Below are 24,590 nucleotides of genomic sequence, written 5' to 3'. Positions count from 1 at the left end.
TATTGTTAACAATGGTGTGCACAAGAGCGGCTGTTCCGGCCGATATCGGGAGAATCGGCGGACGCGTGGGATAACCCTTTGGGCCATCGTCGCCGACGCAGAACCCACGCCGTCGCCCTCGTGCGGGTCGTTACCACGATCAGCGCCGGTTCCAGTCGTTTGAAGTCGGCTCAGGCGTTGACTCGGGTATGGAGAGTCACGACCCTACCGCGCTCATCGAGCAGGCCCGCGACGCGCTCGAGGCCGCCTACGTCCCCTACTCGGAGTTCCCCGTCGGCGCCGCCATTCTGACCGGCGACGGCGAAATTTTCACCGGCACCAATATCGAGAACGCGAACTACAGCAACGCGCTCCACGCCGAGGAGGTCGCGGTCGGCAGCGCGGTCCGGGCGGGCCACCGCTCCATCGCGGCCGTCGCCGTCACCTCGGAGGACCGCGAGGGGCTCACCCCCTGCGGGATGTGCCGCCAGACGCTCGCGGAGTTCGGCGACGATGACGTGCCGGTGTACTGTGACACTGACGACGGCGAGTACGGGGAGTACCGGCTCGGCGAACTCATTCCTGACACCATCACGCCGGGGATGCTGGGCGTCGACCCCGAGGCTGAGGACTGAGTCAGGGCGCCCCGGGCGGCACTGCGACCCGCGACAGCCCTTTGCCCCCCCGGGGTCTAAGGGCCTGTATGTACGTCCGCGATGCACGAAACCGGGACGAGGCGTGGCTACTCGACCGGATCGAGGAGATGGGGCTCGACAGCGCCGCTTTCCGCTCGCGGGACTACGTCATCGCGGTCGACGAGCGCTCGAACGAGCGGGCGGGCTTTGGCCGCTACCGTATCCACAAGACCGACGAGGGGGAGGTCTGTGAACTCACGGGCATCGGCGTCGTGGAGGGCTGGCGCGGGCAAGGTGTCGGCGCTCACGTCGTCGAGCGGTTGATCGACCTCGCAGCCGACGAGGGGTTCGACACGGTGTACTCGATCACCGACAGCGACGACTACCTCCGGCAGTTCGGCTTCGATGAACCCGAGGAGCGACCGCCAGTGATCGAGGACCGCCTCGAGCAGAAACGCGAGGAGGTCGGCGAGGATGTCGTCGCCCTCGCCGTCGATACCGACGCCTTCGAGATGCCGCCGGCGTTCCGCGAGCGGTTCAAGAACGCCGAGAAAGGCGGCCACGAGGAGACCGAACCCGAGGAGAGCGCCGAGGACTTCGGTATCGACGCCGACGAGGCGACGTACAAGTACGATACCGGAAGCTAAGCCCCCGACTGGGGAATCTGGGGCAGCGTCGTCCCGGACTCACCTCCCGCTTTTACCGCCGAACGAGCCGTTCTTTCGCCTGCTGGATCCTCCCCATCGGCCCCGCCTCCAAGAATCGCGTCAAAACTCCGGGCACGCCGGGTTCGGCACAAAGCCTATGCTGTACACCCGCCGAGTTCGGATCGTGTCCCTCCGACGATATTTCGGTGTCCTCCGCGCAGTCCTCCTGCTGGCCGGCGGTGTCGCGTTCTGCTGGGCGGTCTACACGGGCGCGACGCTGCCCGAACCGCCGCCGAACAGCGACGGCCTGCCCACTGGGTTCGCCGTCGCGTTCATCCTCATCGGCCAGTCCGTGGGCGCGGTTCTCGCGCACGTGGGCTACGCGCTGCCGGCCGGGATCGGTCGGTTCCGGTTCGGCCCGCTGGCCGACCGACCGGCGGTCGTCCGCGCCGCAGCGGCGACCGGCGCGTTCGCGGCGCTCGTGTTCCTGCTGCTAGTTGCTGGCTGGCTGCTCCCCGACTCGATGCCTCCGGTCGTGACGGGAACGTACGCGTTCACCTGGCTCGGTGCTGTCGTTGGTGGCGCTGTCGGCCTCCTCCTGACGGCGCTGCTGGCTGTCGGTACCGCGACGGTTCGGCTCTTCGGAGGCGATCCGCTACTGGAAGGGATCACCACCGACTGACCGGCGCCGTAGCGCTCCGAAACCGACAAGCGCCGCCGGGCGCCAGTTCGGGTATGAACCCGCTCGACCGCTACGAGCGCCTCGTCGACGATGTCGAGGCGTTCCGCGACGCCTGCGACCGGCCGCTGCCCTCGGTGGTCCGGGTGAACGAACTCCGGGCCACCCCCGAGCGCGTCCGCGCGGCGTTCGCGGAGGAGGGCGTCACCTACGAGCAGGTAGACTGGAACGACCGGCTGTTCCGCCTGCCCGACGGCTCGCCCGGCACGTCGTGGCCCTACGTCCACGGCTGGCTCCACGGCCAGGAGGAGGTCTCGGCCCTGCCCGCGCTGGCGCTCGACCCCGACCCCGGCGACCGGGTCTGGGACGCCTGTGCGGCCCCCGGGAGCAAGACCTGCCACCTCGCGGATCTGATGGATAACTCCGGGGTCCTGATCGGCAACGACAACAACCTCGGCCGGCTCTCGGCGCTCCGGCACAACGCCGAGCGACTCGGCGTGAGCAACCTCGTCGTCACGAACGACGACGCACGGAACTTCACCACCGACAACCTCGGGGTCGATTCGCTGGACGGCGTCGCCGGACGGAGTCCGGCTGCCAGTCGAACGCAGTTCGACGGCGCCGTCGCCGACGTACCCTGCTCGTGTGAGGGCACCTGCCGGAAGAACCCCGACGTGCTGGAGAAGTGGTCGATGGGCCACGTGAAGGGGCTGGTCGGCATCCAGAAGGGGGTTCTCCGGCGCGCTATCGACCTCACCCGCCCGGGCGGCGACGTGGTCTACTCCACCTGCACGTTCGCGCCCGAGGAGAACGAGGCCGTCGTCGACCACGCCATCAGAACGACCGACGCGGAGATGGTCGAGTGGGACGCGCCGCTCGAAACCGCGCCCGGGATCACCGAGTGGGAGGACCAGACGTTCGACGAGTCGCTGCAGAAGGCTCACCGCGTCTACCCACACCAGAACGACACGGGCGGGTTCTTCGTCGCGAAACTCCGCGTGGGCGGCGCTGAGTCCGACGCTACCGGCGACGCCGACGAGACGACGGAGGTGGAAGCATGACCCAGAACGACGGCCAGCGCTTCGACCGTCTACCCCCTACCCCCGACGAGCGAGAAGTCGAGGGCCGTGCCTCCCGCGAGGAGGTCGTCGACTGGTGGGACGAGCGATTCGGCGTCCCGTCCGAGACGTTCGAGGACGTGACGTTCTGGGAGAAGGGCTCCGGGAAGATCTGGGCGTTCAGCGCCAACCTCCCCTCGCCCGTCGAGGTCGAGGGGCTGGGGATCACCGTCCTCCGGACCCGACAGGAACACTGGAAGCCCACCACGACCGGCGTGAAGCGCTTCGGCCAGGAGGCCACGGAGAACGTGATCGACCTCGGACCCGGTGAGGCGGCGGCGTTCGCCGCAGGTCACGACCAGCAGATCGGCCGCTGGGACGGCGACTGGGGCTACCTGATCGCCGCCCACGAACTCGCCGGCGAGCGAGAACCCATCGGCGTCGGCCTCTACCTCCACGGGGAACTCCGCTCACGGATCCCGAAGGGGTATCAGGAAGAGCTCGCGGTGCTGGACTGACCGCGACGACGCCTCTTCCCGTCTACTCCCCGTCTTTCTCTTGAACCGTCCCGCCGCTGAGCCCCTCCCACTCGACCCGGTAGCCGAGCGCCGAGAGCGCCGCCGAGGCGTCGGTGAGGCCGAACTCCGTGAGGCACTCTTCGGCCGCAGCGAGGTCCATCCCGGCCTCGATTCCCTCGCCCGCTTCCTCGAGGACCGCGGGGCGGACGAGCGTGCGCCCGACGAGTCGGTGTTCGGGGAACGACTTCCCCTCGACGGCGTCGACGCTCACGCCCTGTTCGGCGGCCAGTTCCTCCAAGCCTACGGCACCTGCGTCGGGGACGATCTGCTCGGGAAGATCGGCGGCCGCGTCGGCGACGAGATCCGCCTCGAACTCCCGGAGGGCGTCGAGCACGTCCTTCACGCGAACCGAGCCCGAGTAGGGGATCGCCCGGTGGTCGCGGGCCTCGATAGCCTCGCTTGCGGCTAAGGACTCGTCGACGGCGACAAGGAGTTCCACGTCCTCGACGGTTTCGAGTTGTGAGAGCTTCTTCTCGACGTATTCGGGCGTCCAGAACCCCATGATCTCGAAGTACACCCGGAAGCGGTCGGCGACGGCCTCCCCCTCGGCCCCCGCCGGCGCGTAGTCGAACGCGAAGTCCGGGATCATCACCCGGTTCCCGGTTGCCAGCGGCTCCGGCTCCCGGAGCAGCTCCCAGTCGGTGTCGAGGCTCTCGAACGCCGCGGCGAACTCAGACTCGACCGCGGAGTCGTAGGTCGGCTCCGCCACGGGGTCGACGCCCGGTACCGACACGTCCTCGTCGATCAGCGTCATCGTCCGCTCGCGCCCGCGGTCGTCGATGGTCGCCGAGAGCCGCCAGTCGTCGGTTTTGGCGACCGAGCGCAGCAGGCGGGCGAAGCTCGTGCCGTAGCGCCGGGTCGCGCAGAACAGCGTGTCCGGGCCCGTGACGACGAGTTCTCGCCCCTCGTCGGTCCGCCGGACCTCGTACATCAGTCCCAGCCGTTTGACCGCACTGACCAGATCCGCGGGCTCCGAGGAGCGCACGCGGACCTCCGTGGCGTCGAACAGCGCCGTCTGGGCCAGCGAGAGGTCGTACTGGGAGAGCAGCGTCTCGGGGTCCCAGCGCGGTTCGAACGCGTCGAGGATCTGGTTCTCCTTGCGGTCGGCATACAGCGACGACTCGACGGCGCCGGCGTCGACGCCCAGCCGACCCGCGGCCAGCGAGAGCGCCTCGGCTCGCTCGCCGTCGCTGGCGACGCCGACCGACTCCGCGCTCTCGAAGACCGCCCGGCGGGTCCGACGCGGCGGCACGTCAGCTTGGGTCTCGAAGACGGCTTCGCGCTCCAGCAGCGCCGCCAGCCCGCGGACGAGTTTGAACGAATCGGCCTCGCGCTCGGCCGTCTCGAGCGCGTCCCGGAGTCGCGAGCGCGGCTCGCCGACGTGGCCCTGAAACGTCCCGAGCAGGCTCGCTGCCAGCGCTCGGTCGCCCTCGTCGGTGAACTGCGGGTGGTAGCCGCCACCCGCTCGCGACACTCGGAGGTGGTCCTTCCGCAGCACAGTCGAGGTAGGCGGTGGGCCCCTAAAACGCCGCCGGAGCGGGCCTTCGGGGCTTCGACGCGGGACGTCTCTCGGCCATCAGGGGGAACGCTGATTGTGTCCCCCGGTCTATTGGGGAGCGTGAAACGCCGACGATTCCTCCCGCTGGCCGCCGTCGCCCTCTCTGGCTGTCTCGGCGCCCGTGACGAGTCCGGGCCGCGAACCCCGCCGCTGACGCCGAAAGGTGGCCCGACGCCGGAAGGCGGGCGTAACCTCCGGATCGTCGACGCGGTCCCCCGCGAGGGCGAGGACGGCTCGCTCGTCTTCGCGGTCACCGTCGAGAACACCGCCGCCAGCAGCCAGCGCGACACGCTCGTGGGGATTGCGACGGTCCAGGGCGAGTCGGGGTCGACTGAGTACGAGGCCAGACGGCAGGTCTCGCTGGACGGCAACACCGAGGCCGAGTTCGACCTCGTCTTCGATGTGGCCTACGAGCAGTGGGCCGGCAACGGGGGTATCTCCTACGGCTGGCAGGGTCAGCTCTAGCGCCGGCGCTCGGCGACGCGCTCCTCGGCAGTTTCCTCGCTGACGACCTCGTAGAGCAGCGCCTGTGAGCCGTCGGCGTTCGGGCGGAGGATCCGGCCGAGCCGCTGGGTGAACTCCCGCTCGCTCCCGGACCCGGCCAGCAGCACCGCGACGTTCGCGTCAGGCACGTCGACGCCCTCGTCGAGCACGTTCGCGGTCACGACTCGGGAGTACTCCCCCGAGCGGAACCGATCCAGAATCTCCCGGCGCTCGGGCGCGCCGGTCTCGTTGGTGATCGCCGGCAGGAGGTAGCGCTCGGAGAGTCGGTACACCAGATCCGTGCTCGCAGTGAAAACGATCACGCGGTCGTCGCGGTGGCGGTCCAGCAGCGTCCCCAGTTCCGCGACTTTCTCGTCGGCCTCGCGGACGATTCGGCGAGCGCGCTGTTTGGCCAGTAGCGCCTCCCGCGCCTCGGGATCGCGGCCGGAGCGCTTCACGAGTTCCTGATAGTCGCTTCCCTGCCGCATCGAGATGCCGGAGCGATTGAGGTAGTCGACGAACGTGCTCTGGGCCTCCTCGTAGGCCTCGCGCTCCTCGGGGGCCAGATCGACCTCGATCCGCCGGATCTCGTAGTCCGCGAGATGCTCGCCGGCGAGGTCGTCGGCGTCGAGGCTGAACACCCGCGGGCCGACGAGGTCGACGAGTTCCTCGTGGGCGCCGTCGGGGCGCTCGAACGTCGCGGTCAGCCCCAATCTCACGGGCGCGGCGAGCATCCGCGCGATCTCGCGGTAGCCCTCGCCGCCGAGGTGATGGACCTCGTCGAAGACGACGAAGCCGAACTGGTCGCCTACGTCATCCGCCTTGAGGTACGCCGAGTCGTACGTGGAGACGGTGATCGGCTCCCGGCGCTGCTCGCCGCCGCCGAACTGGCCGATGGGGACGTCGAACTCGGCTTCCAGTTCGCGGCGCCACTGCGCCAGCAGGTCGATGGTGGGAACCACAACGAGGGTCGGCAGGCCGAGTTCCGCCATCGCGGCGATGGCGAGCACGGTCTTCCCAGCCCCGGTGGGGAGTTCGACGACGCCGCGGTCGCCGGCCTCGCGCCACGCGTCCAGCGCCTCCTGCTGGTACTCCCGGAGCTGGTAGCGCGTGGAGAGTTCGAGTGAGTTCGTCTCGAGCACGCGGTCCCGGTACGCGACGCCGCGGTCGTCGAGCGCGTCCCGGAGGTCGGCGTAGCGGTACGCAGGAGTGCGGTAGCCGCCGCTGCGCTCGTCGCGTTCGAGGTACTCGCGTTCGTGGGCGAGGGCGGCGAGCACTGAATCGTCGTCGCCGGAGCTATCGCCGGAACCGCCAAACGACGGTTCCGGCTGGCTCGCGGGAGCTTCGCTCCCGCTGCTCACGGCCCGGACGGTCCCGTCCTCGAACCGGAGCGCGAGCGTCATACCTGACGTTCGCCGCCGCGACGTTTGTGGATTTCGGGGCGCTCCGAACGGCTTACCCGGATGCGCCCGGTAGCGACGGCCATGAGCGACGATACCGACGAGGCGGTCGAGGAGTTCCTCGACGCCGCCGACAAAGTGTACAGCGAGTACGATCAGGGCTACATGAACGCGGACGTGGCGCTCTCGCAGTTGGAGACACGGATCGAGACGCTGCGGGACGAACTCGAGGAGTAGTTGGCTTTTTGACGGCGGGGTCTAACTGGGAACTATGTCCACGCGGCCCTCCAGCGGACGCGGTCCCGGCAACGTCGATGTCGTCGGCGACCGGATCGTCGTACAGATCGTCGACTACGTCCTGATGTTCGTGCTGTTGGTCGGGTTCGCGGTCGCCGGGGTTGCCGCTGCCGGCGCTAATGCCGGCGAAGGGGTGGTCTTCCTCGGCGTCCTCGTCGTCGGCCTCGGCTACGGAACCGTTCTCGAAGGCGTCTACGGCAAGACCGTCGGGAAGATGGCGACGAACATCCGCGTCGTCGGTCGGGGCGGCCGTGAGATCGGTTTCGGGCAGGCGCTCATCCGGAACATCCCGGCGCTGTTCGGTGGCTGGCTGACGTGGCTGGTCGGGATCGCGGTGATCGCGATGGACGAGCAGAATCAGCGACTGTTCGATCAGGCGGCGGCGACGTACGTCGTGAAGGACGGAAGCAGCGCCCCGGCGACGACGGCGAAACGATCGCCCGAGTTCACTCGCTGATCAGGCGGCGCGGCCGGTTTGAGGGGTAGTCTTTTCGAACGCCGGGGCGACGGTGGGACCATGCCCCGCTCCTCCACCTACCCCGGCAATGTGAACGTCCTCGGCGCTCGCCTCGTCGCGCAGTTGATCGACCTCGTGGCGATGTTCCTCCTGATGCTCGTGGCCATCGTCGCGCTCGTCGTCGTTTTCCCCGGAGTGGACGCCGCCGGTGCGGAGTTGCTGGGCGTCCTCACCTTCGTCGGCGTCGCACTCGGCTACGGAACCGTACTCGAGGGGACCTACGGCAAGACACTCGGAAAGATGGCGACGAACGTCCGCGTGGTCTGTCGCGACGGGAGCGAGATCGACTACGGACAGGCGTTCGGCCGGAACATCCCGGCGCTGTTCGGCGGCTGGCCAACGTGGTTCGTGGGGATGGTCGCTATCGCGGCGAACGACGACAATCAGCGACTGTTCGACGAGTTGGCGGACACGTACGTCGTCCGCGACACCGGCCAGTAACCGCCCGAATCAGCGGGCTACTCGCTGATCAGGCCGCGCACGTACTCGACCTGCTCGGCGAACGCCTCGTCCGTGCGCTCGCGCGGCCGGTCGAGGTCCACGTCGACGATCTCCTGCACCCGGCCGGGGCTGGGTTCCATCACGACGATGCGGTCGGCCAGCGTTACGGCCTCGTCGACGTCGTGGGTGACGAACAGCACGGTCTTCTCGGTCTCCCGCCAGATCGACAGGAGCTCGGCGTGGAGCATCGAGCGCGTCTGGGCGTCGACGCTACCGAACGGCTCGTCCATCAGCAGGATCTCGGGGTCGACCGCCAGCGCGCGGGCGATGCCGACGCGTTGTTTCATCCCGCCGGAGAGCCCCTTGGGGTAGCTGTCGGCGAACGCCTCGAGGCCGACGAGGTCGAGCATCTCCGCGACCCGCTGCTCACGCGCGCCGGCGTCGAGGTCCTGCTGTTCCAGCCCGAACGCGACGTTCCCGCGGACGGTCCGCCACGGGAACAGGTGGTACTCCTGAAAGACGATGCCGAGATCCGGCGAGGGGCCGGTGACTGGCTCACCCGAGAGACGGACCTCGCCGCTGGTCAGGGGCTCTAGCCCGCCGATGATCCGGAACAGTGTGGTCTTCCCACAGCCTGAGGGGCCGACGATGCAGACGAACTCGCCGTCCTCGACGTCGAAGCTCACGTCCGCCAGCGCGCGGACGCCGCCGTCCTCACCGTCGTAGGTCTTGGAGACGCCATCGACGGCGACGCGTCGGTCGCTCCCGCTCATTGCCACGCCAACACCCGGTTCTGGACGCTCTTGACGCCGGTGTCGAGCACGAGATACACCAGGCTCATCAGCAGGATGTACGCGAGCACCGCGTCGACCGAGAGGTTCTGTGAGGCGGTGTAGAGCTCCCGACCCACGCCGGGCACGCCCATCAGTTCGGCCGCGATGATGAGCATCCAACACCGACCGATCCCGGTGCGGATCCCCGTGATGATCTCCGGGAGCGCCGAGGGGAGCACCACCTTCCGGACCAGACCCAGGTCGGTGTCGACGCCCAGCGACTTCGCGACGTCGAGGAACTCCTCGGGGACGCCGTCGACGCCGCCGTAGGCCGCGTAGTAGTTGATCCAGAACGCGCCCGCGGCGATGATGAACGCCGCGCCGGCGTGGTTCAGCCCGATCCACGCGATGGCGAAGCCGATCAGCGCCAGCGGCGGCACCGGGCGGAGCACCCGCACAAGCGGCGTCGCCACGTCGTCAGCGAGGTCGCTGTAGGCCATCGTCACGCCCAGTGCGATCCCCAGCGTCGTGCCGACGACGGTGCCCGGGAGCCAGTGGGTGACGCTCGCGGTCAGCGCGGTCAGCATCGCGCCCGACCGGAGTTCGACCACGAACACCTCGGCGACGGCCCGCGGCGACGGCAGCACGTACGCGGGGTTGAACCACGACGCGACCTCCCAGACGAGGAGGAAGGCGACGACGCCCAGCGCGCCCCGAGCGAGGCGTCGTCGGTCGTAGTCGCCGCCGAAATCGGTGCCGAGGTCGGTCTCCAGTGTGCTCATTCGAGGCTGTCGTAGAGCGAGTAGTCGAAGATCTGATCGATGCTCAGCTGCGCGTCGGTCTTGCCGAGTTCGGCGGCGTACTCCGCGAACACTTCGGTCCCGTCCTCGATGACGTGGGGGTCGGTGACGAAGTTCGACAGCGGCGAGTCCATCGCCTGCTTCGCCGTCTCGGGCGAGAGGGAGGACTCGCCGATGACGGTGCTCGCGTGTTCGGCGGCGGTCTCACGGTTCGCCTGCACGAACTCGGTCGCGCGCTGGTGCTGGCGGACGAACTCCGTGCCGGCGTCGCTGTTGCGGACCTCGTCGGTCATCAGCGTCACCGCCGCTGGCTGGCCGGGCATGAACTCCCCGGAGGTGGCGATGAACTCGTAGGGGATGTCGGCGTTCTGGATCTTCGTCGGCACCGGCTCCATGATCGAGGTGCCGTCGACCTCGCCGTTGGCGAGCCCCTGGAACACCGCGTTGGCGCCGCCGAGTCCGGTGATCTTGACGTTCTCGTTGCTGCTCGGGTCGATCCCGTGCTCGTCGCTAAGCCAGTAGCGCAGCAGGATGTCCGGCACCGAGCCCTCGGGGAACGTACCGAACTCGAAGGGCCGACCCTTCTCGGACTGCCACTGGGCGAAGGCGTCGGCGGGGTTCTCGGGGTCCCACATCGACGCGAACTCCTGGTGGGCCATGATTCCCATCGGCTCCTGGATGTTGGCGGCGACGACCTTGGCGGCGATGCCGCGGTCGATCACGATCATCGCCGGGACGATGCCGAACAGGCCGACGTCGATGTCGCCGGAGGCGTACGCTTTGACGATGTCGGGGCCGCTGGAGAACTCCTGGCCGTCGATGCCGACGTTCATCTCGTCGAAGTACCCCTCCTCCTGCATCACGAAATACTGCATGTCGGGGTAGATGGGCATGTACGCGACGGTAAGTTCGTCCGTGCCGCCGCCACCGCCCAGACAGCCTGCGAGGCCGAACGTCGCCGCCGTGCCGGTCGCTTTCAGTGCGTCGCGCCGCGAGAAACTGCGAAGTCGCTCACTCATTACGTACGGTTGTCGCTCCCGGCTTAACTCCGGCCTGTCGTCGGCGAGAACCTCGGCTCGTCGGTGACGGCGGTTCTCGGCGGGATACGGAGCGAACGACGCTCGTAGCGCCGATGGCGTCGATGGACGCCGAATCGACCCGTCGTCGAAACCGGAATTTTCTGCCGCTACGTCCCCGCACCGGAGAGCGAACCATTAACGCGATCCCGGCCAACGTCGGGGTATGCCCCAGTTCTCCGACCGCGTGGAGCGCATCGCCATCTCCGGCATCCGGGAAGTGTTCGAAGCCGCCGGTGAGGACGCGATCAACCTCGGCCTCGGCCAGCCCGACTTCCCGACGCCCGAGCACGCCCGGCAGGGCGCCATCGACGCCATCGAGGCCGGAAAAACCGACGCCTACACCGGCAACAAGGGCGTCCCCGAACTCCGCGAGGGGATCGTCCAGAAACACGAACGCGACCTCGGCCTCGAGTACCACCCCGAGCAGATCATTGCCACTGCCGGCGGCAGCGAGGCGCTCCACATCGCCCTGGAGGCCCACGTCGGCCCGGGCGACGAAGTCATCATCCCTGATCCCGGCTTCGTCGCCTACGACGCGCTGACGAAGCTGACGGGCGCCGAACCGGTTCCGGTCCCCGTTCGGGACGATCTCACCATCGACCCCGGAGCCATCGAGGCGGCCATCACCGAGGACACCGCGGCGTTCGTCGTCAACAGCCCCGGCAACCCCACCGGCGCCGTCTCGCCCGTCGAGGACGTGGAGGCGTTCGGCCGCATCGCGGAAGAGCACGACCTGCTCTGTATCTCCGACGAGGTGTACGGCCGGATTCTCTTCGAGGGCGAGCACCGCTCGCCCGCCGAGTTCGCGCCCGAGCAGACCGTGATCGTCGACTCTGCCTCGAAGACGTACTCGATGACTGGCTGGCGGCTCGGCTGGGTCGCGGGCGCCCCGGAACGCGTCGAGCGCATGCTGCGCGCCCACCAGTACGTGCAGGCCTGCGCGTCGGCGCCGGCCCAGTACGCCGCTGCATCGGCGCTCAACGGCCCGCAGGACGTGGTCGGGGAGATGGCCGAAACGTTCCAAGCGCGGCGGGATCTGGTCGTCGACGGCCTGCGGGAGATCGGCCTCGACGTGCCCGAACCCGAGGGCGCGTTCTACGTGATGCCCGAAGTCCCGGAGGGGTTCGTCGACGAGTGTATCGCCCGCGGCGTTGTCGTCGTGCCGGGCGAGGCGTTCGGCGACGCCGGCGAGGGGTACGCCCGGATCTCCTACGCCACGAGCACCGAGGAGTTAGAGGAGGCGCTGGCGATCATGGCGGAAGCCTACGAATCCGTCATATAAAGGGGTAGTTTTTTGACAGTTCGTCAGTTAGTTGGCTCCATGTCGCTTGGAAACATGGTCCCCGGCAGCGAGATCGATCCGGACTGGCGCGCCGTCGTCGCCGGCGGCGCCGTCCTCGGCGTGCTCTGTCTGCTTCCGACGCTCGGCGGGTGGGTGGAGATGCCCACGGCGGCAGCCGCCAGTCCTACCGCGGTGACGGGCACCACGTCGAACGAGGGGCCCGGGATACTGGAGACGGGACTGCCGTTCCTCGTCGGTGCGCCCGGGGCGTTCCTCGCGGGCTATCTCGCCCGGAGAAAGAATCTCGTGGGCGCGCTCGAGGGGATGCTCTCGGTCCCCGTTGGCGCCCCGATTCCGGTCGTCGCGGCGATGATCGACCGGTTCCTGCTGTTCTCGGGCATCGGCGTCGGCTGGCAGATAGAGATGGTCTGGCGCGGCGTCGGCGCGTGGGCCGTGATAGCGGTGCCGTTCCTGCCGCTGGCCTGTATGCTCGGCGGCGGGCTCGGCTGGCTCGGGATGCTCGCCAACGACGCCGTCCACGGCGGAATTACGGTTAGCTGATCCTGACTACTGGTAGGTCCGCGAGACCTGCGAGGCCTCGTGCTGGTCGGCCTGCTGCATCCGTTTGGCCAACTCCTGGCGCTGCTCCATGATCTCCTCTGCCTCGTCGACCAGCCGCTGGGTCGCCACGTCGACGCCGGCGACGGGGTTGATCCCCTGCTTGATCAGTGCGTGGGAGCCCTGCGGGTCCGGGAACCGCGGGTCCGTGTCGACCATGAGGCCGATGGCGTCGACGCCCTGGTCGACGGCTTCCGAGAGCAGCGCGCCACAGGGGCCGGAGATCATCCCGCCGTCCTCCGGCGGCGCGACGGCGGCGTCGTCGAGGTTGGTCTGCCCCTCCGCGACGCCGATTCCTTCGACGGCGGGGACTTCGTCGGCATCCCGATCCGCGGGAAGGCCGCCGAGATAGATCGGGAGCACGTCGTGATCGACGATCCACTCCGTCAGTCGCTCGGCGAACAGCGGCGCGTCCATCACGTGGACCGGTACGTCGCTACGGAGCGCGACCAGTTCCTCGTCGTCGTCGATGTAGAGCCGTATCGGGGAGTGGACGTCCCGGTCGCTCCCGTCGAACACGGTCACCGGGGGGATGCCCTCGCCCCGGACGGTGGCGAACTGGGTCATTCCGAGGCTCTCGATGATGTGGTCGGTGGCGATCTTGCCGACCAGCCCCACGCCCGGCATCCCCTCGATCAGCGTCGCTCCCTCCGGATCGACCGCCTCGTCGGTCACGCGGATCTCGACCATACTGGGCGGGTCGGCCGCCCGGTGGAAGTGCGTTGTGGCGGCGTGGACAGCGAAGTATTATTGTTCACGGGTTCCTCGGCGGAGGTATGAACGTCGATTCCCAGGAGATCACGGCGCTCGTCGGCCGGGAGGTCTACTCGAACAACGGGGTTTTCGTCGGCGAAGTCGAGGACGTGCGACTCGACCTCGGCGCCCAACAGGTGACGGGGCTCGCGCTCGCGGATCTGAACAACGAACTGTTCCAGGGCAACATCGAGTCCGGCAAGGGCGTCATGGTCCCCTACCGCTGGGTCCGCGCCGTCGGCGACGTAGTGCTGATCAACGACATCATCGAGCGACTCCGCGGCCCCGAGGAGACCGAAGAACCGCTGGCGTAGTCCGTTCACCGTCGCGGCTGACGGTTGCCGCGATGTCGATTCTCACCACCGCGGCTGCCCGTCGCCGCGGCGTCGATTCCTACCGTCGCGGCTGCCCGTCGCCGCGGCGTCGATTCCTACCGTCGCGGCTGCCCGTCGCCGCGATGTCGATTCCTACCGTCGCGGCTGACGGTTGCCGCGACGTCAGTTCACGACCCGTTACTTTCGCCTTCAACACCCATCGCCTGGAACAGCTTCCGGCGAACTGCCTCTTCGGCCAGCGACAGCAGCGTGTCGCGGTTCTCCTCGGTGGTCTCGATACCACCGAACACGCCCAGCGGGATCTCGACGCTGGCCTGCGTCGAGTGCCCCGCGGCCTCGCCGATGTCGCCGAAGGCGTCCTGTAGCACCTTCCCGATGTTGAGGCGGATGTCCTTCGAGCGCGCCGAGAGGTAGATAGTGTCCTCGGCGATGCCGAACACCGCGGTGGTGGTGATGCCTTCGAGATTCAGCAGGTGCGAGGCCGCCTGCGTGAGCGCGTCACGGTCGCGGATGAACCCCGCGTTGGAGATCAGATGGCTCCCCTGGACCTCGCGGTTCTGGATGGCTTCGGCGAGCACGTCCAGGGTCTCGGGAGACATCGACGGCGACTCCACCTGTTCGAGGGTTTCGTGGTCGGCGAAGGGGTAGAGATAGGCGGCGGCGGTCAGGTCCGCCGGCGTCGTGTCGCGTTTGAAGTCCAGCGTCTCCGCGCGGATGCCGTAGAGCAGGGCCGTCGCGACGGCCTCGCTGGGGGAGATGTCGAACTCCTGGAGGTACTTCGTCAGGATCGTCGACGTAGCGGAGACGTTGGGCCGGACGTCGACGAACGTCGCGTCGAGGGCCTCGTCCGGTTCGTAGTGGTCGATGAACACGTCGATGGCGGCGTCGATCTCGAGTTCGCCGCTTTTCATGTGGTCGACCAGCGCGAGGCCGCCGTAGGAGGAGAGCGGCGGCGCGTCCTCGCGGTCGGTGAGTTCGATCCCGAGCAGATTGACGAACGCCCGGTTCTCCTGGTGGCCGATGTCGCCGTCGTAGACGATGTCGGCCTCCACGTCGTAGCTCTCGGCGATGGCCCGGAGCGCGACCGCGCTCGCGATGGAGTCAGGATCCGGGTTGTGGTGGGTCAGGATCGCGAGGTCGCCGTCGGCGTTCCGGAGGATCTCCGCCAACTGGCGCGCCTTGTACTCCATCTCGCCGGACTCCAGGGTCCGCAGTGCGGAGTCGGCGATGACCTCGGAGGGGTTGATCACCACGTCGGCGCCGAGTTCCCGGAGTTCGTCGCCGCTGACGGGGTCGGAGGCCCGGCCGACGATGAACTGGTCGTCGCTGCGCTGGCGGATCGACTCGACAGCAGCCTTGTTTGCCTCCACGTCGGAGGCGAGAATCAGCAGGACGTCCCGGTCGGCGACGGCGTCGACGACGCCGGGGCCGGCGATATCCTGGACGACGGCGTTGAGGTCCTGGTCCCGCAGTGCCTCAACGCGGTCCTCGTCCTTGTCGAGGATGAGGACGTCTTTCCCCTCGGCGTCGAGCGACTCGGCGACGGCGTGGCCCACGCTCCCGCAGCCGAGAATGGCGTACGACGACATCGAGGAGATACTGACCCCGGTGCTCATGTGTAGGGAGTGGTTCCGCGGGACGACACTTAAGGTCCACCGTTCGGCTCGGTTCGAAAAGGAAACCCTCTTTATCACGCCGCCGGGATGTGATTGTGAGGGCCGGTAGCTCAGTTAGGGAGAGCGACGGACTCTTAATCCGTCGGTCGAGGGTTCAAATCCCTTCCGGCCCGTTTTCCTGCGAACGAAGTGAGCAGTGAAAACGCCACGAAGGGATTCTGAACCGGGGAGTGAGCGACAGCGAACGACCATGGTTCAAATCCCTTCCGGCCCGCCGACATTTCCCGCGACGCACCGTCGACGATCAATGCGAGACTGTCGGTCTCGCTGGTGCCCTGCGAAGCCGGCGACAACGCGAGTCGGCCGTGTCGCGTGTGGCACGTCGGCGGAAGGGAGGTTGAACGAGGCGAGACGAGCGCAGCGAGTCTCGACGTAGTTCACAATCCCTTCCGCCCGCTTCTATCCGAAACGAACCCCCCTACGGTTTTCCCGTTCGTTCCCGAAGGAAGGCGTATGCGCTCGTCGCCAGAGGCGCCGCCGAACTACAGCATCCCGGGGGAACCGTCGCAGCGTTCGATCACGGTGCTCCACGTCGACGACGACCCCGACTTCTCCGAACTCGTGTCGATCTATCTCGAACGCGAGAGCGACAGCCTGGAGGTGGTGACCGAGGAGACCGTCGCCGACGCGCTCGACTGCCTCGACCGCGTCGATGTCGACTGTATCGTCAGCGACTACGAGATGCCCGGACGGGACGGGCTTGCGTTCTTCGAGACCGTTCGGGAGCGAGAGCTCGCCGTCCCGTTCATCCTGTTCACCGGGAAGGGCAGCGAGGAGATCGCCAGCGAAGCCATCTCCGCGGGCGTGACCGACTATCTCCAGAAGGAGCGTGGCACCGACCAGTACACCGTGCTCGCCCACCGCGTCGAGAACGCCGTCGAGCAGCATTACGCAACCCGGGAGGTCGAACGCGGCTTCTCCGCGCTCGAGACCGCCCGCGAGGGGATCGCCTTTCTCGACGAGGAGGGTACCTTCCTCTACGTCAACGCCGCCTACGCCGACATCTTCGGCTACGACCGCGTGGAGATGGTCGGCGAGCACTGGGAGATGCTCTACCCCGAGGAGCACGTCCAGCAGGTGTACGAGGAGATCCTGCCGGCGGTGCCGGAGAACGACCGCTGGCGCGGCGAAAGCGTCCAGCGCTGCAAGAACGGCGACCGGCTGGTTATCGACCACGCGCTCACCTACACCGACGACGGCACGCTGCTCTGTCTGGTACAGGACATCACCGAGCAGAAGGAGGTCCGGCAGACCCTCGAACGGGAGCGCCAGCGCTTCGAGCAGTTCATCGACGCCGTCGAGGTGTACGCCATCTTCGCGCTCGACACCGAGGGGTTCGTCACCAGCTGGAACCGCGGCGCCGAGCGGCTCAAGGGCTACGAGCGCGAGGAGATCCTCGGCCGCCACTTCTCGGTGTTCTACCCGCAGTCGAAAGCCGAGATGGGCTACCCCGACGAGCTACTGGACCAGGCGTTGGCCGAGGGCTCCATCGAGGACGAGGGCTGGCGTGTCCGCAAGGACGGCTCGCGGTTCTGGGGGAGGGTGCTCATCACTGCCGTGTTCGACGACGACGGGACCCATCAGGGGTTCCTCAAAGTGACTCGGGACACGACCGAACAACACGAGCGCGAGTCCTCGCCGGACGCGTCGAAGGACCTGCTCGACTACGCGCTCGACGTGCTGGACGACGTGTTCTACCTGTTCGACCCCGAGGGGAACATCGTCCGGATCGGCGAGCAGGCGACCGTGACCGGCTACAGCCGCGAGGAACTGCTCGCGATGTCGCCGCTGGCGCTGTTCCCGCCCGACGCCCGCCCGCAGGTGGAGTCGGATATCCAGCACGCCCTCGAAACGGGCTCGGCGACGACTGCGGCGCCGATCCTGACCAAGGACGGGGAGACCATCCCCTTCGAGTTCCGGAAACGCCGGATCATCGACGACGAGGGGAACGTCTACGTCGCGGGGATCGGCCGGGACATCCGGGATCGGAAGCGCCGCGAACGCCGGCTGGAACGACAGCTAACGCAGTTCGACGAGTTCGCCAGCGTGCTCTCCCACGACCTCCGGACGCCGCTGAGCGTCGTCCGCGGACGGCTCGAACTCGCCCGAGACACCGGGGAGACCGAGCATTTCGAACAGGCCGAGGCGGCGCTCGACCGCCTCGACGAACTCATCGAGGACTTGGCGGGCGTGATGCGGGAGGGTGAACTGGTGAGCGACATCGACACGGTCGACCTCGCGGCGGTGGCTCGCTCGACTTGGGACTCACTGGAGACGGCGGGGGCGACCCTCGTCGTCGAGTCCAAGCGATCGATCCGTGCCGACGAGGGCGCGCTGACGCGCTTGCTGGAGAACCTCCTCAAAAACGCCGTGGAGCACGGCGGCACTGGCAGCCAGACGCTGTCTGACGCCGCCGTCGATGGCGACGAGGAAGTCACCGTCACCGTCGGCGATCTCTCTGGCGGTTTCTACGTCGCCGACGACGGCCCCGGGATCCCCGAGGCGGAGCGCGAGAACGTGTTCGACATCGGGAGTACCGAGAAAAGCGGCGGGCAGGGGGTCGGACTGGCGAGCGTCCGGCAGTTGGCGGTCGCTCACGGCTGGGAGATCTCGGTCACCGAGAGCGAGGCCGGCGGGGCGCGCTTCGAGATCACGGACGTTGAGACCGCCTGACGGACGCACCGAGCAGAGCCGACATGGGGCCGATTCTTGGGGACCGCCACAGCGAGTGTGTGACCGGACGGGCCGGGAGCGCGCCCTTTTTGGCCGCGTAGCGGGAACCGACGATAATGGCGAAAGTGAGCGTCGGCCTTCGCGGCTGGCGGTTCGACGAGGAAGAAGTGTTCACCGACGACGGGGAGTGGGCCCCGCTCGACGAGATGAGCGACGACACCCGGAACCGACTGCTGCGGCTGGGGATGCTGCTCGACCAGCCGTGTGACGCCTGCTACCTCGAGCACGGCGAGGAAGCGAAGCAGCAGGCCAACCCCGCGGCCATCGTCTACGGCGAACCCGGCGACGAGGTGCTGCTCTGTGAGCACCACGAGGCGGACTTCCTCTACTGGTTCCGCGAGGAAGGCGGCAGCGACCGCACGGGCGAGGAACAGTTCCGCGACCTGTTCCACGAGTGGTTCGCCGCCGGCAACCGGGCACCCGAGGAGTACGGCCCCGACGAGCACGTCGAGGAGGCGCCCGAGTCGCTCCCGAACCTCCCGACGCCCGAGGAGGCCCAGCGCCGCCTCGAGGACGCCGCGGACTACGAGGAGAAGCGCTACGACCTGCGCGTCCCCGAGAGCGACGACGAGGGGGCGACCGAGGACCTCGACATGGACGACCTCGATCTCGACACCGAGTACCCCAGCGGATGAGCGAGGACGCGACCCGCGACGACGACGGTATCGACGCCGATGCGGACGCTGGTGCCGGCACGGAAGCCGACACGGAGACCGGCGCGGCCCCCGACATCTCGGTCTGTATCGTCGAGCCCCAGACGCCGGGCAACGTCGGCACCATCGCCCGGGCGATGAAGAACTTCGGGCTCGAGGACCTGCTGCTGGTCGATCCGCCCGAAATCGAACCCGAGGGGGAGGCGTACGGCTTCGCCGGCCACGCCCGGCAGGATATCCTCCCCGGCGCCGAGGAGGTCACGTTCGAGGAGGTCTGTGCGAACTACCACACCGTCGGCTTTACCGCCATCACCGGCGAGGACAGCCGCAAGCACGTCCGGTTCCCCTACACCACGCCCGAGAAGCTGACCGATCAGCTACGCGGCGTCGATGCCCCTGTTGCGCTCGTGTTCGGTCGCGAGGACAAGGGCCTCTCGAACGAGGAACTGGAGCAGTTGGATCAGGTGGCGTCGATCCCCGCCGACCCCGACTACCCCGTGATGAACCTCGGGCAGGCGGCGACGGTGACGCTGTACGGACTCCGGACGCTCACCCTCGAAGACAGCGGGACCCAACTGCCCGATATGGAGGCCCACCGCGCCGACCCGGCCGAAGTCGAGCGCCTGCACGACTACTGGGACGAGTTCCTGACGGCGATGGGCCACCGCGAGCACAAACACGAGAAGACCGAGCGCATGTTCCGCCGCCTCGTCGGCCGCGCGAACCCCACCGACCGGGAGGTCACCACGCTGCTGGGCGTCCTGCGGCGCGCGACCGACCAACTCGACGAGCGCCGGGAACTGCTCGACGAACTCGACGAACCGGACGAACTGCGGCGCTGAGGCGGCGGTCGGCTCAGTCGGCGTAGTGGATTTCGACGCTCCCGTTCTCCGAGAGGTCGCTCCGGACGACCTCCTCCGACCCCCCGATTCCGAGCTTCTCGAGCGGGTTCTCGACCGTCGCCAGCACGAAGCCGCAGGCCACGAGCAGGAACCCTGCCGCGGTGGTCGTCGTCGGCGCACGGCCGAGCACGGCCCACGCGCCCATCGCCGCCGTCACCGGTTCGAGGTAGGCCACGAGGTTCACCCGGACCGGGCCGACTCGCGAGAGCAGTTCGAAGTAGGTCAGGTAGCCGAGCACACCGGCACCGAGCACGAGGTAGACGAACGGGAGCGCGGACTCGCCACGGGCGACGTGGACGGGGAACGACTCCCTGCGGAGCACGGCGCCGCCGACGAGCACCAACGAGCCGAGCAGCATCGCCCAGCCCTGCAGCGCCGCGGCGGGGAGCTCCGACTCCAGCGCGCGCAGGCCGACCGACCCGCTGGCGAACAGCGCGACGCCGACGAACACCAGCGCGACCCCCGAGAGGGGGACCGAACTCCCGCCCGGATCGGCGATGACGACGACGCCCGCGAGGCCGAACAGCAGCCCCAGGCCGTCCACGATGCCGGGCGACTCGTCGGCCAGCAGCAGGCCGGCGGCGACGGTGGTCAGCACCGGCGAGAGGCTGACGATCACCGAGGAGACCGACCCGGAGATCACGGTCGTCCCGAGATAGAGCAGCCCGTGGTAGCCGGCGACGACGAGGATCCCGACGACGCCGACCGAGAGCCACTCATTGCGGTCTTTCGGCTTGAACCGGCCGGTCGCGGCGGCGACGCCCGAGATGACCGCGCCCGCAAGCAGGTAGCGCAGACCCGCGAACCACAGCGGCGGCACCGACCCCAGCCCCATCTCGATGGCGACGAACGCCCCGCCCCACAGCCACGCAAGGGAAACGAACAACAGAGCGGCCAGAAGTTGGCCGCGACTCCAGCGAATCGCATTCATTTTCGTGTTTGTACCGAATCGAGGCCCGTACTTATGCTTGTCTTCTGCGGTAGGTCGAAAATTTGACTCTGCTTCGAAAATACGCGGTTCTATTGTTCGAGAAGTTCAATCCACCCCAATCCCTTTGAGTTCGGGTCCCGAACCGGGAGATATGGACGAGCGTGACGTGCGCCTGCTGAAGGCCATCTCCGACCTCGGCACCGGCAGCCCCGAACGCCTCCACGAGGAGACCGACATCCCCGTCTCGACGATCCACTACCGGCTGAACAACCTCCGGGAAGACGGGATCATCGAGAACGATCTGTACGATCTGGACCTCGACGCGCTCGGACTCGGGGTCACCGTCGTCATCGAGGTGCTCGCGGACTACAGCGGCTCTCACGAGCAGTTGAGCGAACGCCTGCTCTCCATCGAGGGGGTGACGGAGGCGTACTTCACGATGGGCGAGACCGACTTCGTCGTCGTCGCCCGTCTGGCCGACAGCGACGACGTGGAGCGCCTGATCCGGGCGTTCGAGGACGTCGAGGAGATCGACCGCACCGACTCGACGTTCGTGATCAAGTCGCTGCGGGACGGCCAGCGACCCCTCGAAAGCTACTCACTGGACTCGCTGATCGAGATGCTCGCCGACGAGTAGGAAAACGGACTGCTCGACCGATCAGGCGCGCTTCTGGATCTCCTCGCGCAGCACCTCGCTCACGAGATCGCCGCCGGCCTGCCCGCGCAGCGCGCCCATGCACTCGCCCATGAGGCCGGAGAAGGCACCCATCCCCTCCGCCTCGACCTGCTCGGCGTTGCGCTCGACGACCTCCTGCACCGCCTCGCGGACTTCCCCCTCGCTGACGCCGCCGACGCCCTCCTCCTCCATCGCCGCCTCGGGCGTGAGTTCGGGGTCCTCAGCCAACGCCGTCAGCACGGGGTTGACGCCCTCTTTCGGCAGTTCGCCCTCCTCGACCAGCAGGAGAGTCCCGAGCAGCGCGTCGTCGCGGATCGACTCCACGTCGACGCCCTCGCGACTGAGTTCCGTGAGGGTGGACTCCAGCGTCGAGGCGGCGAAAGTGGGGTCGACGCCCGCCTCGACGGCCTCCTCGAACAGCACCATCCGGCGGCCGTAGGCGACCTGCTCGGCGAGACCCTCATCCAGCCCCAGTTCCTCGGCGTAGCGCTTCACGCGCTCCGTGAGGAGTTCGGGCGTCTCGACCTCGCTCGGGTCCGGTTCGACCGGCGGCACGTCGGTCTCGGGGTACATCCGCGCGGCGCCGGGGAGCGGCCGGAGGTAGCGGGTCGTCCCGTCGTCGTTGGCGCCGCGGGTCTCCTCGGGCACGCCCTCGATAGCGGTCCGGGCGCGGTCGGCGGCGGCCTGAATAGCCTGTCCAGCAACGTCCGAATTGGCGGCGACGAGCGCGACGGCGTCGCCGGCCTCCGGCCGGCTGTCACCGGAAACGGTCCGTTTCCGGTTGCCCGAGGAGCTTTGCTCCTCGCTGCCGTTCTCCCCGGCGTCGACGGCGGTCTTGAGGGCCTCGACCTCCTCTTCGGTCACGCCGTAGGCCGGCAGTTCGTCGGTGTGGAAGATGCCGCCCGCGCCGGCGCGCTTGGCGTGATCGGAGAGTTCGGTGCCGAGTCGGCGGTCTGGCTGGATCTCCCGGCCGACGAGGCCGTCGAAGCCGTAGAGCGGCACGGCAAGCACCTCGCCGCCCGAGTCGAGTGCGCCGCGGATCACGCCCGAGTCGGTGTCGGAAAAGACGGTGGCCACGTCCTCGACCTCACCGACCGCGGCGTCGCGGGCCTCCAGTTCCTCGCGGATCTCGAGCAGTTCGACCTGCCGGTCTGCTTCGCCGGCGACGATGTCGCGGATGTCGCCCAGCGCCTGCACGCCCTTGATTTCGACACGGGCGCCGTCTTCGATGGAGACGTTCACGTCCTGCCGGATGGTCCCCAGACCGCGCTTGACCGATCCCGTCGAGCGCAGGAGCATCCCGATATGCTCGGCTGCTTCGTAGGCCTGCTCGGGCGTACTGATGTCCGGTGCGGTCCCGATCTCGATCAGCGGGATGCCGAGGCGGTCGAGCGAGTAGCGCACGCCTTCGTCGGTTTCCTCGACGCGCTGGGCGGACTCCTCTTCCAGCATCACGTCGACGATGCCGACGCTCCCCTCGTCAGTCTCGATCTCGCCGTTCTGGGCCAACAGCATCGAGCGCTGGAAGCCCGAGGTGTTCGAGCCGTCGATGACGAGTTTCCGCATCACGTGGCCCTGATCGACGACGGTGGCGTCGAGCAGGTCGGCGATGCCCATCGCCACGTCGAGGGCCTCCTGGCCGATGCGGGCGGGCGGCTCGTCGTCCTCCTCGACCAGACAGGTGGTGTCGTAGGCGAGATACTCGAACGTGCGGTCGACGCGGCTCTCCTCCATCGCCGCCTCGTCGAGTTCACCGAGTTCGCTCCGGGTGGGGTGGAGCTCCCGGGTGATCGTGTGGGTCGCCTCCGCCGGTTCGCGGAGGTCCGTGGGCGACTCGCAGAACAGCTTCGTCTCGGTGTCGAGCTGTTGGTGGATCTCGAGGCCGGCCACGAGGCCGAGGTCCTCGTAGTCGCGGGCGTCGTCGCTCATGGGTAGTTTGGGGAGCGGCGGGGGTAAAAAGGGTGTCAGTCGCGGGCGGTCGTGGCTACTCCGGCCCGAGTCGGCGGCCGCCGAAGCCGACGAGGAGGAGGCCGAGCAGGGCAACGGGTGCGGCAGGAACCGTGATCATCCAGCAGCGGTCGCCGTGAGCTCTGTAGACAGCGTATGTCTCGTTCTCGTAGCCTACCCTGCGGGGCATCTCGAACTCGTCGTTAACAGTCACGTGGCCGTTCCTGAGCGCTCGGCCGAACAGTTCCTGCTGACGGTCGGAGAGGCAGTCGAACGCGACGGCGTCGTCCGCGGCGTTGCTCGTGGCCGTCTCGACGGAGACCATCCCCGTCGACGAACAGACGTACGCCTCCCGGAGGAAGTAGCTGCCGACGCTGGCGAGGATGACGCCGACCAGCACGGCCAGAACGAACAGCAGGGACCAGTGGTTCTTCACGTCGTCCGACACCGCCGGTCTCGGTAACTGTCTTTTTTTCCACGACAAAAGTGAAGCGAAGCGCCCCGACCCGTCAACCGTCGGTGCCCGTAGTTCTGATCACCAACTGAACGTACTGACGATCACTCGTCTTCGAGTGCAGCGTAGATCTCCTCGTGGCGCCGGCCGTCGAGCTTCCCCATCTCCAACGCGATCTCGCGGCGCTCCTCGTCGGTCTCGGCTGCCTGATACCGCTCGTACAGTCGACGCGCTTCCTCGTCGACAGCCGTAGCGGAGTCGCTACTGGACGCCATCTCTGGGGACACGTATTCGGTGTGACCGTTTATCAGTTCCGGCGGGCGCACGCCCGAAAGTAGACGACTGCCGTTTCGACATCGACCTCGGCTTCGTCGGTTGCGAAGCGTCGAAGCAACGCACGGATCTCGTTGCCGTACTCAAAGGTGTACCCGTTCAGCATGTAGAAGACGACCACGGTCCGGAGTGCGGTTCGCTTGTTCCCATCAACGAACGGATGGTCCGCGACGAGTAGCCGCATCAGGTGGACGGCTTTCTCGTGGATCGATTTCGGGACCTTCCCGAAGAACCCCGCTGAAACGTACTCGATAGCCGACTCCACGGCTGCTTCGGATCGGACGCCGGGCTCGGTTGCATCTCTCTCGTCGACGATCTGCTCGTGGAGGTCGAGGACCGTTTCGGGGGAGGGGTACGCGAACTCGTCCGCCAC

The 24,590-nt window shown here is 67.9% G+C and carries 28 protein-coding genes and 1 tRNA gene; 17 read left to right on the top strand and 12 right to left on the bottom strand.

Annotated features, from left to right (window positions below):
* The first annotated feature begins 188 nt into the window (after positions 1–188).
* From cdd to J2753_RS00930, 5 genes are all read left to right on the top strand, one after another.
* The gene (gene cdd, locus J2753_RS00950) at positions 189–614 is read left to right on the top strand and encodes a cytidine deaminase (RefSeq protein ID WP_209489558.1); all 426 of its coding nucleotides are present in this window, start codon (positions 189–191) and stop codon (positions 612–614) included.
* Positions 615–682: 68 nt separating this feature from the next.
* A complete protein-coding gene (locus J2753_RS00945) occupies positions 683–1,261 on the top strand; it encodes a GNAT family N-acetyltransferase (protein ID WP_209489556.1) in 579 nt (192 codons plus the stop codon).
* Between the two features lie 184 nt (positions 1,262–1,445).
* On the top strand, positions 1,446–1,943 hold the full coding sequence (locus J2753_RS00940; protein ID WP_209489554.1) for a hypothetical protein: 498 nt from the start codon (positions 1,446–1,448) through the stop codon (positions 1,941–1,943).
* Positions 1,944–1,996: 53 nt separating this feature from the next.
* Positions 1,997–3,001 carry an RsmB/NOP family class I SAM-dependent RNA methyltransferase gene (locus J2753_RS00935; protein ID WP_209489552.1) on the top strand — a complete coding sequence of 335 codons (1,005 nt, stop codon included), beginning with the start codon at positions 1,997–1,999 and terminating at the stop codon, positions 2,999–3,001.
* Positions 2,998–3,516: a DUF7122 family protein gene (locus J2753_RS00930; protein ID WP_209489550.1), complete on the top strand. Its 519-nt coding sequence runs from the start codon at positions 2,998–3,000 to the stop codon at positions 3,514–3,516. The genes J2753_RS00935 and J2753_RS00930 overlap by 4 nt, the downstream gene beginning before the upstream one ends.
* Before the next feature lie 22 nt (positions 3,517–3,538).
* On the opposite strand, the gene J2753_RS00925 is transcribed toward J2753_RS00930, so the two are convergent.
* Positions 3,539–5,074 (bottom strand): DUF790 family protein, encoded by a 1,536-nt coding sequence (locus J2753_RS00925; protein ID WP_209489548.1) that lies wholly within the window; start codon positions 5,072–5,074, stop codon positions 3,539–3,541.
* A gap of 120 nt (positions 5,075–5,194) precedes the next feature.
* On the opposite strand from J2753_RS00925, the gene J2753_RS00920 reads away from it, so the two are divergent.
* Positions 5,195–5,599: a hypothetical protein gene (locus J2753_RS00920; protein WP_209489546.1), complete on the top strand. Its 405-nt coding sequence runs from the start codon at positions 5,195–5,197 to the stop codon at positions 5,597–5,599.
* Here J2753_RS00920 and J2753_RS00915 read toward each other — a convergent pair.
* The gene (locus J2753_RS00915; protein WP_209489544.1) at positions 5,596–7,020 is read right to left on the bottom strand and encodes a DEAD/DEAH box helicase family protein; all 1,425 of its coding nucleotides are present in this window, start codon (positions 7,018–7,020) and stop codon (positions 5,596–5,598) included. The genes J2753_RS00920 and J2753_RS00915 overlap by 4 nt on opposite strands.
* Positions 7,021–7,101: 81 nt before the next feature.
* Here J2753_RS00915 and J2753_RS00910 point away from each other — a divergent pair, with 81 nt between their 5' ends.
* From J2753_RS00910 to J2753_RS00900, 3 genes are read left to right on the top strand one after another with little or no spacing between them, the layout of a single operon-like run.
* Positions 7,102–7,254: a hypothetical protein gene (locus J2753_RS00910; protein ID WP_209489542.1), complete on the top strand. Its 153-nt coding sequence runs from the start codon at positions 7,102–7,104 to the stop codon at positions 7,252–7,254.
* 34 nt (positions 7,255–7,288) lie between these two features.
* Complete coding sequence (locus J2753_RS00905; RefSeq protein ID WP_209489540.1) at positions 7,289–7,771, top strand: RDD family protein; 483 nt, start codon at positions 7,289–7,291, stop codon at positions 7,769–7,771.
* Positions 7,772–7,831: 60 nt separating this feature from the next.
* Positions 7,832–8,272, top strand: coding sequence for an RDD family protein (locus tag J2753_RS00900; RefSeq protein WP_209489538.1), 441 nt, complete (start codon positions 7,832–7,834; stop codon positions 8,270–8,272).
* Between the two features lie 17 nt (positions 8,273–8,289).
* On the opposite strand, the gene J2753_RS00895 is transcribed toward J2753_RS00900, so the two are convergent.
* The 3 genes from J2753_RS00895 to J2753_RS00885 are packed head-to-tail and all read right to left on the bottom strand — an operon-like array spanning position 8,290 to position 10,864.
* A complete protein-coding gene (locus tag J2753_RS00895) occupies positions 8,290–9,045 on the bottom strand; it encodes an ABC transporter ATP-binding protein (RefSeq protein ID WP_209489536.1) in 756 nt (251 codons plus the stop codon).
* Positions 9,042–9,827, bottom strand: a complete 786-nt coding sequence (locus J2753_RS00890) for an ABC transporter permease (RefSeq protein ID WP_209489534.1) — start codon at positions 9,825–9,827, stop codon at positions 9,042–9,044. Before J2753_RS00890 ends, J2753_RS00895 begins: the two co-directional genes overlap by 4 nt.
* Positions 9,824–10,864: an ABC transporter substrate-binding protein gene (locus tag J2753_RS00885; RefSeq protein ID WP_209489532.1), complete on the bottom strand. Its 1,041-nt coding sequence runs from the start codon at positions 10,862–10,864 to the stop codon at positions 9,824–9,826. Before J2753_RS00885 ends, J2753_RS00890 begins: the two co-directional genes overlap by 4 nt.
* Positions 10,865–11,087: 223 nt before the next feature.
* On the opposite strand from J2753_RS00885, the gene J2753_RS00880 reads away from it, so the two are divergent.
* Positions 11,088–12,206 (top strand): pyridoxal phosphate-dependent aminotransferase, encoded by a 1,119-nt coding sequence (locus J2753_RS00880; protein ID WP_209489530.1) that lies wholly within the window; start codon positions 11,088–11,090, stop codon positions 12,204–12,206.
* Positions 12,207–12,245: 39 nt separating this feature from the next.
* A complete protein-coding gene (locus J2753_RS00875; protein WP_209489528.1) occupies positions 12,246–12,767 on the top strand; it encodes a hypothetical protein in 522 nt (173 codons plus the stop codon).
* Between the two features lie 6 nt (positions 12,768–12,773).
* Here the strand turns inward: J2753_RS00875 and J2753_RS00870 are convergent, their stop codons facing one another.
* Entirely contained in the window at positions 12,774–13,514 is a 741-nt protein-coding gene (locus J2753_RS00870; protein WP_209489527.1) for a proteasome assembly chaperone family protein, read from the bottom strand.
* A gap of 86 nt (positions 13,515–13,600) precedes the next feature.
* On the opposite strand from J2753_RS00870, the gene J2753_RS00865 reads away from it, so the two are divergent.
* Entirely contained in the window at positions 13,601–13,891 is a 291-nt protein-coding gene (locus J2753_RS00865; protein ID WP_209489525.1) for a PRC-barrel domain-containing protein, read from the top strand.
* Positions 13,892–14,079: 188 nt separating this feature from the next.
* Here J2753_RS00865 and J2753_RS00860 read toward each other — a convergent pair whose 3' ends face one another.
* A complete protein-coding gene (locus J2753_RS00860; protein ID WP_209489523.1) occupies positions 14,080–15,528 on the bottom strand; it encodes a DHH family phosphoesterase in 1,449 nt (482 codons plus the stop codon).
* 99 nt (positions 15,529–15,627) lie between these two features.
* Here J2753_RS00860 and J2753_RS00855 point away from each other — a divergent pair.
* The 4 genes from J2753_RS00855 to J2753_RS00840 all read left to right on the top strand — a co-directional run bounded on the left by J2753_RS00855 (position 15,628) and on the right by J2753_RS00840 (position 19,816).
* A tRNA-Lys gene (locus tag J2753_RS00855) sits at positions 15,628–15,701 on the top strand.
* Positions 15,702–16,041: 340 nt separating this feature from the next.
* A complete protein-coding gene (locus J2753_RS00850; RefSeq protein WP_209489521.1) occupies positions 16,042–18,261 on the top strand; it encodes a PAS domain S-box protein in 2,220 nt (739 codons plus the stop codon).
* A 116-nt stretch (positions 18,262–18,377) separates the two neighbouring features.
* Entirely contained in the window at positions 18,378–18,956 is a 579-nt protein-coding gene (locus J2753_RS00845; RefSeq protein ID WP_209489519.1) for a hypothetical protein, read from the top strand.
* Positions 18,953–19,816 (top strand): RNA methyltransferase, encoded by an 864-nt coding sequence (locus J2753_RS00840; RefSeq protein ID WP_209489517.1) that lies wholly within the window; start codon positions 18,953–18,955, stop codon positions 19,814–19,816. Before J2753_RS00845 ends, J2753_RS00840 begins: the two co-directional genes overlap by 4 nt.
* 13 nt (positions 19,817–19,829) lie before the next feature.
* Here J2753_RS00840 and J2753_RS00835 read toward each other — a convergent pair whose 3' ends face one another.
* A complete protein-coding gene (locus tag J2753_RS00835) occupies positions 19,830–20,762 on the bottom strand; it encodes a DMT family transporter (protein WP_209489515.1) in 933 nt (310 codons plus the stop codon).
* Between the two features lie 196 nt (positions 20,763–20,958).
* On the opposite strand from J2753_RS00835, the gene J2753_RS00830 reads away from it, so the two are divergent.
* Positions 20,959–21,444: an Lrp/AsnC family transcriptional regulator gene (locus tag J2753_RS00830; protein WP_209489513.1), complete on the top strand. Its 486-nt coding sequence runs from the start codon at positions 20,959–20,961 to the stop codon at positions 21,442–21,444.
* A 21-nt stretch (positions 21,445–21,465) separates the two neighbouring features.
* Here the strand turns inward: J2753_RS00830 and gatE are convergent, their stop codons facing one another.
* From gatE to J2753_RS00810, 4 genes are all read right to left on the bottom strand, one after another.
* Positions 21,466–23,412 (bottom strand): Glu-tRNA(Gln) amidotransferase subunit GatE, encoded by a 1,947-nt coding sequence (gatE, locus tag J2753_RS00825; RefSeq protein WP_209489511.1) that lies wholly within the window; start codon positions 23,410–23,412, stop codon positions 21,466–21,468.
* A 55-nt stretch (positions 23,413–23,467) separates the two neighbouring features.
* Complete coding sequence (locus tag J2753_RS00820) at positions 23,468–23,866, bottom strand: hypothetical protein (RefSeq protein WP_209489509.1); 399 nt, start codon at positions 23,864–23,866, stop codon at positions 23,468–23,470.
* A 122-nt stretch (positions 23,867–23,988) separates the two neighbouring features.
* The gene (locus tag J2753_RS00815) at positions 23,989–24,159 is read right to left on the bottom strand and encodes a hypothetical protein (protein ID WP_209489507.1); all 171 of its coding nucleotides are present in this window, start codon (positions 24,157–24,159) and stop codon (positions 23,989–23,991) included.
* A 32-nt stretch (positions 24,160–24,191) separates the two neighbouring features.
* Complete coding sequence (locus tag J2753_RS00810; protein WP_209489505.1) at positions 24,192–24,590, bottom strand: type II toxin-antitoxin system death-on-curing family toxin; 399 nt, start codon at positions 24,588–24,590, stop codon at positions 24,192–24,194.

The organism is Halolamina salifodinae (assembly GCF_017874235.1).
GTDB classification, from domain to species: domain Archaea; phylum Halobacteriota; class Halobacteria; order Halobacteriales; family Haloferacaceae; genus Halolamina; species Halolamina salifodinae.
The sequence above is the reverse complement of the archived record's forward strand: the minus strand, read 5'-3'. Positions and strand labels throughout refer to the sequence as shown.